The 6,731-nt window shown below is 33.8% G+C and carries 8 protein-coding genes; 7 read left to right on the top strand and 1 reads right to left on the bottom strand.

Annotated features, from left to right (window positions below):
* Positions 1–104: 104 nt before the first annotated feature.
* The 4 genes from ACW2QF_RS04655 to ACW2QF_RS04640 all read left to right on the top strand — a co-directional run bounded on the left by ACW2QF_RS04655 (position 105) and on the right by ACW2QF_RS04640 (position 3,445).
* The gene (locus tag ACW2QF_RS04655; RefSeq protein ID WP_455714833.1) at positions 105–938 is read left to right on the top strand and encodes a methyl-accepting chemotaxis protein; all 834 of its coding nucleotides are present in this window, start codon (positions 105–107) and stop codon (positions 936–938) included.
* Positions 939–1,031: 93 nt separating this feature from the next.
* On the top strand, positions 1,032–2,015 hold the full coding sequence (locus ACW2QF_RS04650) for an ABC transporter substrate-binding protein (RefSeq protein ID WP_455714832.1): 984 nt from the start codon (positions 1,032–1,034) through the stop codon (positions 2,013–2,015).
* A complete protein-coding gene (locus ACW2QF_RS04645; protein WP_455714831.1) occupies positions 1,990–2,790 on the top strand; it encodes an ABC transporter permease in 801 nt (266 codons plus the stop codon). The genes ACW2QF_RS04650 and ACW2QF_RS04645 overlap by 26 nt, the downstream gene beginning before the upstream one ends.
* A gap of 10 nt (positions 2,791–2,800) precedes the next feature.
* Positions 2,801–3,445, top strand: a complete 645-nt coding sequence (locus tag ACW2QF_RS04640) for an ATP-binding cassette domain-containing protein (RefSeq protein ID WP_455714830.1) — start codon at positions 2,801–2,803, stop codon at positions 3,443–3,445.
* A gap of 40 nt (positions 3,446–3,485) precedes the next feature.
* Here ACW2QF_RS04640 and ACW2QF_RS04635 read toward each other — a convergent pair whose 3' ends face one another.
* Positions 3,486–4,487: a zinc dependent phospholipase C family protein gene (locus tag ACW2QF_RS04635; RefSeq protein ID WP_455714829.1), complete on the bottom strand. Its 1,002-nt coding sequence runs from the start codon at positions 4,485–4,487 to the stop codon at positions 3,486–3,488.
* Positions 4,488–4,840: 353 nt separating this feature from the next.
* On the opposite strand from ACW2QF_RS04635, the gene ACW2QF_RS04630 reads away from it, so the two are divergent.
* From ACW2QF_RS04630 to ACW2QF_RS04620, 3 genes are all read left to right on the top strand, one after another.
* Positions 4,841–5,398: a DUF3877 family protein gene (locus ACW2QF_RS04630; RefSeq protein ID WP_455714828.1), complete on the top strand. Its 558-nt coding sequence runs from the start codon at positions 4,841–4,843 to the stop codon at positions 5,396–5,398.
* 136 nt (positions 5,399–5,534) lie between these two features.
* Complete coding sequence (locus ACW2QF_RS04625) at positions 5,535–6,143, top strand: CpXC domain-containing protein (RefSeq protein WP_455714827.1); 609 nt, start codon at positions 5,535–5,537, stop codon at positions 6,141–6,143.
* Between the two features lie 27 nt (positions 6,144–6,170).
* On the top strand, positions 6,171–6,398 hold the full coding sequence (locus ACW2QF_RS04620) for a hypothetical protein (protein WP_455714826.1): 228 nt from the start codon (positions 6,171–6,173) through the stop codon (positions 6,396–6,398).
* Positions 6,399–6,731 lie beyond the last annotated feature (333 nt).

The following is a 6,731-nucleotide window of genomic DNA, read 5'->3' as shown; positions in this document are numbered from 1 at the left end:
TACAAAACAATCAAGTTAATTTATAAAATAAATCTCAAGAGGATAAAAATGCAAAACATATTAAATATGGAGTCAAGCACATCGAAAAACGAGTTGAGGATTTTATGGATGAAGAAGTGCAGGTATCAAGACATCTGGATGATATTAGAGACGGATTTGATTCCACAACGTTACAATTTGAAAGTATTAACCAAAATATAGATCATACATATAAAAACTTCACAGAGTTTCATTCCTATGCTAGTCAAGTGAATGATATTTTATCAAAGTCAGATGAAGCAATAGTAGAGGCAGATAATAAGGTGGAAGCCCTGTCGAACTTTATTGAACAAAGTTGTTCACAATTAGGAAATATAGCAAATACATTTCAGGCCTTAGAAAAAAACTTTAAAAATATCGAGGAGATGTCTAAGAATATTACTGGGATAGCTTCTAATACGAATCTATTAGCTTTGAATGCCTCTATTGAGGCTGCCAGAGCAGGGGAAGCAGGAAGAGGATTTGCAGTTGTAGCAGAGCAAATTCGTGAGTTATCCACATCTACGACAAAATTAGTATCAGGAATTGATGAATCAGTACAAGCTCTATATACCAGCTTAAATGGATTAGAAAAAGAAATTGAAGAAACAAAAGGCACAATTCAGGAGAATCTAACATATGCTAATGATGTTAAGTCTAATTTTGCACAAGTTACAGATTGTACCAATGAGGTAAAAGAATTTAGTAATAAGATTGTATCTCAGATTGGAGTTGCAAGCGGTGAGATTCAATCCATTGCAAATGATACGACGGATATCGCTAGTGTAATACATAAATTAGGCGGAAAGTTAGATACTTTGAACGAGAAAATGTCCAATAAATCTTCTCTGTTATGTGAAGTAATTGATTTCTTACAGCAGCTTGAAAATATAGTTGATGAAGAAATTAAAAAGGCATAAATTTGTATTACAATTTGAAGTCATCGATTTCGATGCTAGTAATTGACTACCGTGCTATAATAGAAGAGTGATATTATAGATGCGGAGGAAATTATGATGAAAAAATTATTATCACTACTAGTAATACTTATATTAAGTACGAATACATTACTAGGTTGCCAGAATAAGAAGGCAGCGGTTGAAGATACGACAGCGATAAGAGTTGCTGCATTAAAGGGTCCAACTGCCATGGGAATGGTTAAGCTTATGGATGATGCAAAGGCAACAAATAATTATGAATTCCAAATTGCAGCAGCAGTAGATGAGATAACTCCTTTGTTAGTAAAAGGTGATATTGATATAGCTGCTGTTCCAGCTAATCTCGCTTCAGTTTTATATAATAACACAGAAGGTGATGTGAAAGTTTTAGCGATTAATACATTAGGTGTGTTGTATATAGTTGAAAATGGTGAATCCATTCAAAGTATATCTGATCTAAAAGGAAAAACAATCTATACCAGTGGAAAAGGCGCTACACCGGAATATACCCTTAACTATATCTTGAAAGAGAATGGGATAGATCCTGAAAAAGATGTTACCATTGAATATAAATCAGAACACGCAGAATGTGTCGCAGTACTGGCTAGTGAAGAGAATGCAATCGCTATGTTACCACAGCCTTTTGTTACAAGTGCTCAGACGAAGAATGACAAGATTCGGATAGCGCTAGATATGAACGAGGAATGGGATAAGTTACAAACTGGGGAAGATAAGAGTGCACTCGTTACAGGTGCAATCGTAGTTAGAACGCAGTTCTTAGAGGAGCATAAGGAGCTTGTTAACAAGTTCTTAGACTCCTATAAAGATTCCGTTAATTATGTGAATTCTAATATAGAAGAAGCAGCGGGTATGATAGAAGAACAAGACATTATACCGGCAGCAGTTGCAAAGGTTGCATTACCATATTGTAATATTGTCTTTATCGAAGGAGAAGAGATGAGGACAAAATTAAGTGGATATTACAATGTTTTATTTGAACAGAACCCAAAGTCAGTTGGAGGAACATTACCAGATGATGTTTTCTACTATAAGAGATAATAGTAATAAAAGAGGGAACAAAAAGAAGTCAATTAAATTATGGGCTATTATTGCTTGGTTGCTAATTTGGGGTTTAGCAAGTAGGTTACTTAATGCGGGGATACTTTTAGTATCTCCTATTTCTACTGCCAACCGACTCCTAGAGCTTATGAGAGAGTGGTCTTTCTTTGAAACGATTCTATATTCTATGTCCCGTATTATTCTGGGTTTTTTACTTGCAACGATACTAGGAATAGTACTTGCGATACTTGGTAATTGGAATAAAAGAGTAGAAGAATTCTTGCAACCTCTATTTGGAGTAATGAAAGCAATTCCAGTAGCCTCATTTATTATACTATGCTTAGTATTCTTATCTTCAAGAACACTATCGATTTTTATTGTATTTCTAATGGTGTTACCGATTATGTATACGAATATTTTACATGGGATTCAAAGTGTAGATAGGAATCTAATTGAGATGGCACAGGTGTTTGAAGTGTCTTTACTTAGAAGAATACGATATCTGTATATACCAGCAATTTGGCCGTTTTTCTATACCGCATGTAAGGTTGGAATCGGATTTAGTTTTAAATCTGGTATAGCTGCTGAAGTAATTGGAATCCCAGATGGTACAATTGGGGAAAAATTGTATGAATCAAAGATTTACTTAGACACTCCTGACTTGTTTGCATGGACGGTCGTAATCGTGGTAATTAGTATTCTGTTTGAGAAAATCTTCTTATACATACTGGAAAAATGTTATCTTAGATTATCAAAACGTGCACAACAGAGGTAAGGGTGAAAGTATGCAAATTGATGTTAAGAATTTATATAAATCATATGAAAATACTGTAATCTTTAAAGATTTGTCCTGTAGTTTTACAGCGGGAGCGATTCATTGTATTATGGGGGAATCGGGAAAGGGTAAAACCACGTTGCTTCGTATACTAATGGGTTTAGTAAAAGCAGATAGCGGGCAAGTGGAAGGACTTAAGAATAAAAGAATACGAGCAGTATTTCAAGAAGATCGTCTATTAGAAGAGAATACCGTTTTAGATAATATTATGTTTGTTATACCAAATAACAATGTTATACCAAATAAGAATGTTATGAAACATAACAATGTTATGGAACATAACATTGATAAGGTCCGTGAAAAAGTACGAGTTGCTTGTGAAGAGGTCGGTCTTGCAGGTAATGAAAATAAACCAGTGAAGGAATTAAGCGGGGGAATGAAACGAAGAGTTGCAATTTTACGAGCGTTTCTTAGTGATTTTGATGTTCTCTTGCTGGATGAACCATTGAAAGGGCTTGATTTAGAGAATAAGCAAAGAGTTGTACGCTTTATGAAATCAGTTCTTGAACAGAAGGATAACGAACACATTGTTATTATGGTTACTCATGATATGGAAGATGTAAAGTTAGTTGAAGGTAGTGTCTGTTTATTATAGACACTACCTTTATTATTGTTATACAAAACATACATAAGAGTTAAGTATTACCCACATCTAGACCACTATGGTAGGAGCGGTTACCAATAGCTTCTATTAGGCGATCCAAGAGCTTATAATCCTTAAAACCACTAATTTTATTATTAAGATAAGTATTCATATGGGATAGGATATCTTGATAAAAGAAGGATGCATTATTGTACAGGTCATAGAAAGAGTCCGTTGATTGTATGGTGGTGTCCCAAGGATTTTGCCAAGTGGATTTGGACGTATTGAATGCATCTAAATCATCTATAAGCTTATCATGAATAATAAGGGAAGAAACTAGTTGATCTTGTTTTAATAAGTTTTCAATTACTCGTATATTTCGTTGTTTTATACCAGTTCGATCGTGTAAGAGTAAAGATTCAATTTTCATGGAATTGATTGCTCGTTTAATTTTAGAAGGGCTAGTTATACTAGAATCTTTTTGCGTATCCCTTAAGAATGAATGAAAGGTTTGGTTAATACTAATATTCATTAAGTTTGCAATAATTGATTTTTCTTTCTTAGATAAAGATATAGTTTTAGAGGGATAGAATTTTGATGGGGTAAAGCTCTTTCTTTCTAACAATAGCCCTTTATCAATTAGAGATTCCAAAGTACCATGTATGCGAAAGGAACTGGCATTGGAATCTTTATTATCTGGTAAATAACCTGTTCTAAAATAAATATAAGGATGGATATGTGCATCTAATGAGTAGTGACCAAGAAATCCACACAGATAAGCAAGTCCACAATCATGTTCTTCACCTGATAGTGTAGATAGTTTTTCTAAATAATTTTGAAAGAACTGGGATACTTTATGTTCATGCATATGATTTCCTACATTAAATTCGGAAGGTCCGATAATAAGAGGTAAATCGAAGAAGAAGATATCAGGACCTTGCAGACCAAGTTTATAGGCATTTTGATTATGATATAGGACTGATTTTAGTACTTTATTTGTGAGAGTTTGATACATATCAACTCCGAATAAGTAATGTGTTATAAAAGCTGGCATAGTACCACCTCCTTATGAAGCTTTGGAATCCTAGTTGAAGCTTAATGATAAGATATAGTATAGCAGAAGAATTGAAAATTGATACGGAGGTATTCTTTTTTTAGAAAGATTTTATAGATCGGTTAGTTAGTTTATGAACTATGTAGTAACGTATAGAAAACATTTTTATAGAGGTGGTAGATTTTATTAATTATACTAGTTATAATAAAGGACATGACAATATTTCCGCCTGTGCCAAGCGCGGGAACCTGCGGGATAGCATACTATAATATTATGGAATGGTATAGTCTACAGTGATAGAGTGAGTTCAATAATAGATAAGGTAAGAATCTATGAATGAAGGAGATAAGAAGATGGAAAGTGATATGATTAGGGAGGAAGCATACCAACTGCTTGAAAAAAATGTTATTGATACGATTCATGAATGGCAAGTGAAATTAGGATATACAGAAGAAATGATACGAATCTATTATAATAGGGATTCGTTAGAGCATCTGGTGAAGTTATCACTGCCTACCGTGGTAGAAGCAAAAGAATTTTTAATAGATTGGCGTGAAACGGTAAAAGATCGTTTAGGAAAAGTACATCTAAGCAACAAAGAAGAGAGATTTTGCATTGGTGTTCCAGCAGATGGAACGAAGTATGTTTATGAGAAGAAGAAAGAAAGTACTTTCTTAACAGATTTAATGAAAGTATTGAAAGAACCTTCCTGTACAATTGAACAAATCCTTGGAGTATTCAAGAAACAATCACCGAATGTTGTTTGTGAGAAAGTTACGGGTGAGGAATTCGATTATGTGATTTACTATGAGGACTATGCCTTAGATTCGTTTAGATACTGTTTTAGTTTTGGACAAATGGGGGCATTCTATCATAGATTTTCTGAGTATGATTATCAAACAATACGATAGTAGGATACTTACGTATGATAGTAGTAAGGTTGCTTGCTTAGATATAATATAGTATAATTCATCTAAGTAAGATTTTGATTATGGAAATTAATAACATCACAATAGATTAAAATATTCGAAAAGAAAGTTGAGAAGTATGGAAAGTATAGCAAAAAAGATAAAATTCACATGTCCCAAATGTAAATCTGAACATATGATAACTTGTTATGAGCAAATAGGACCGGATATGAAAGAAGAAGTTATGAACTCTTCTATCTTACAATGGGATTGTGAAAGTTGTGGGCATAAGGTTAAGTTAGTATATCCAACCATTTACTGCAATATTGAGAAAGAATGCGTAGTATTTTTGCGACCAAATGCTGCAGATGCAAGTTGTATCACGGAAAACGAGAAGGAATTGTTCAAAGGATTTACCATGCGATTATGCAAAACAGCAGATACTTTCGTAGAAAAAGTACGTGTTTTAGAAGCAGGACTTAATGACCGAGCAATCGAATTGCTGAAATTAATTACATTTGCTAAGATTCATGTAGAGAATGATACAATGCAAGATATTTATTTCTATCGTAAGAGTGAAAGCGGAAGCTTGGAATTCACATTGATGTATGAGGATAATATAGACGGTATTGATATTGATCAAGCAATGTATCAAAATGTATTGAATATTGTAACGGAAGAATTGCCGCAACTAGATGACGATGTTCATTGTATCGATTTAAATTGGGCAGGAGCTCAAGTTGTATAAGATTACGGAAAGAGCAGGTTTGTAATTATGCGAGAAGTTAGATTTAAGATGGAGAGAGAAAATCTTGTAAAAGCTGGTGATAAGGTAGAAGTTCTAGAGAAGAAGTCGTTCCATTATTATTACATTATCGAACCAGCAGTTGCTATGTCAGGCTGTATCGGCCCAGGAGAACGTATTAAATCTAAATTTGGAATAGTGAAGGAAATCGAAAAAACAGATCGTGGTTATTATGTCATTGTTGAATTCGATGAATAGACAAACTGCAAATTTGCATGAGCTCGTGCATTTTTAAGTTTGAGGGCAAAACTCGGGTTACGTATTCAAGCTTCTTAGCTGATGTATTATGACACGAAACACGCTACACAACTAAGTACTTCTATGTGTGTATGGAAGATGTACAAAAAGTACTATAGTTGTTTCGCTATCGTTTCTTAGTCATAATACATCATCTAATAAGCATAGCTACGTAATAAGAGTTTTGCTTTTTTACTTTATTGATGCACGAGTGCAAGTTAATTAACGATTATATCGTCTCCAAATCTGCTTTACTATGACATAAGTTGAACTCTTGCAAATTATTATAAGATT

The organism is Anaerosporobacter sp. (assembly GCF_965301125.1).
The sequence above is the reverse complement of the archived record's forward strand: the minus strand, read 5'-3'. Positions and strand labels throughout refer to the sequence as shown.

What these genes read in the sequence shown, in the direction of transcription:
- ACW2QF_RS04635 (WP_455714829.1), bottom strand. Translation starts at nt 4,487, where the DNA reads ATGCCAGCTTTTATAACACATTACTTATTCGGAGTTGATATGTATCAA.
- ACW2QF_RS04640 (WP_455714830.1), top strand. Translation starts at nt 2,801, where the DNA reads ATGCAAATTGATGTTAAGAATTTATATAAATCATATGAAAATACTGTA.
- ACW2QF_RS04650 (WP_455714832.1), top strand. Translation starts at nt 1,032, where the DNA reads ATGATGAAAAAATTATTATCACTACTAGTAATACTTATATTAAGTACG.
- ACW2QF_RS04645 (WP_455714831.1), top strand. Translation starts at nt 1,990, where the DNA reads ATGATGTTTTCTACTATAAGAGATAATAGTAATAAAAGAGGGAACAAA.
- ACW2QF_RS04630 (WP_455714828.1), top strand. Translation starts at nt 4,841, where the DNA reads ATGGAAAGTGATATGATTAGGGAGGAAGCATACCAACTGCTTGAAAAA.
- ACW2QF_RS04625 (WP_455714827.1), top strand. Translation starts at nt 5,535, where the DNA reads ATGGAAAGTATAGCAAAAAAGATAAAATTCACATGTCCCAAATGTAAA.
- ACW2QF_RS04655 (WP_455714833.1), top strand. Translation starts at nt 105, where the DNA reads ATGGATGAAGAAGTGCAGGTATCAAGACATCTGGATGATATTAGAGAC.
- ACW2QF_RS04620 (WP_455714826.1), top strand. Translation starts at nt 6,171, where the DNA reads ATGCGAGAAGTTAGATTTAAGATGGAGAGAGAAAATCTTGTAAAAGCT.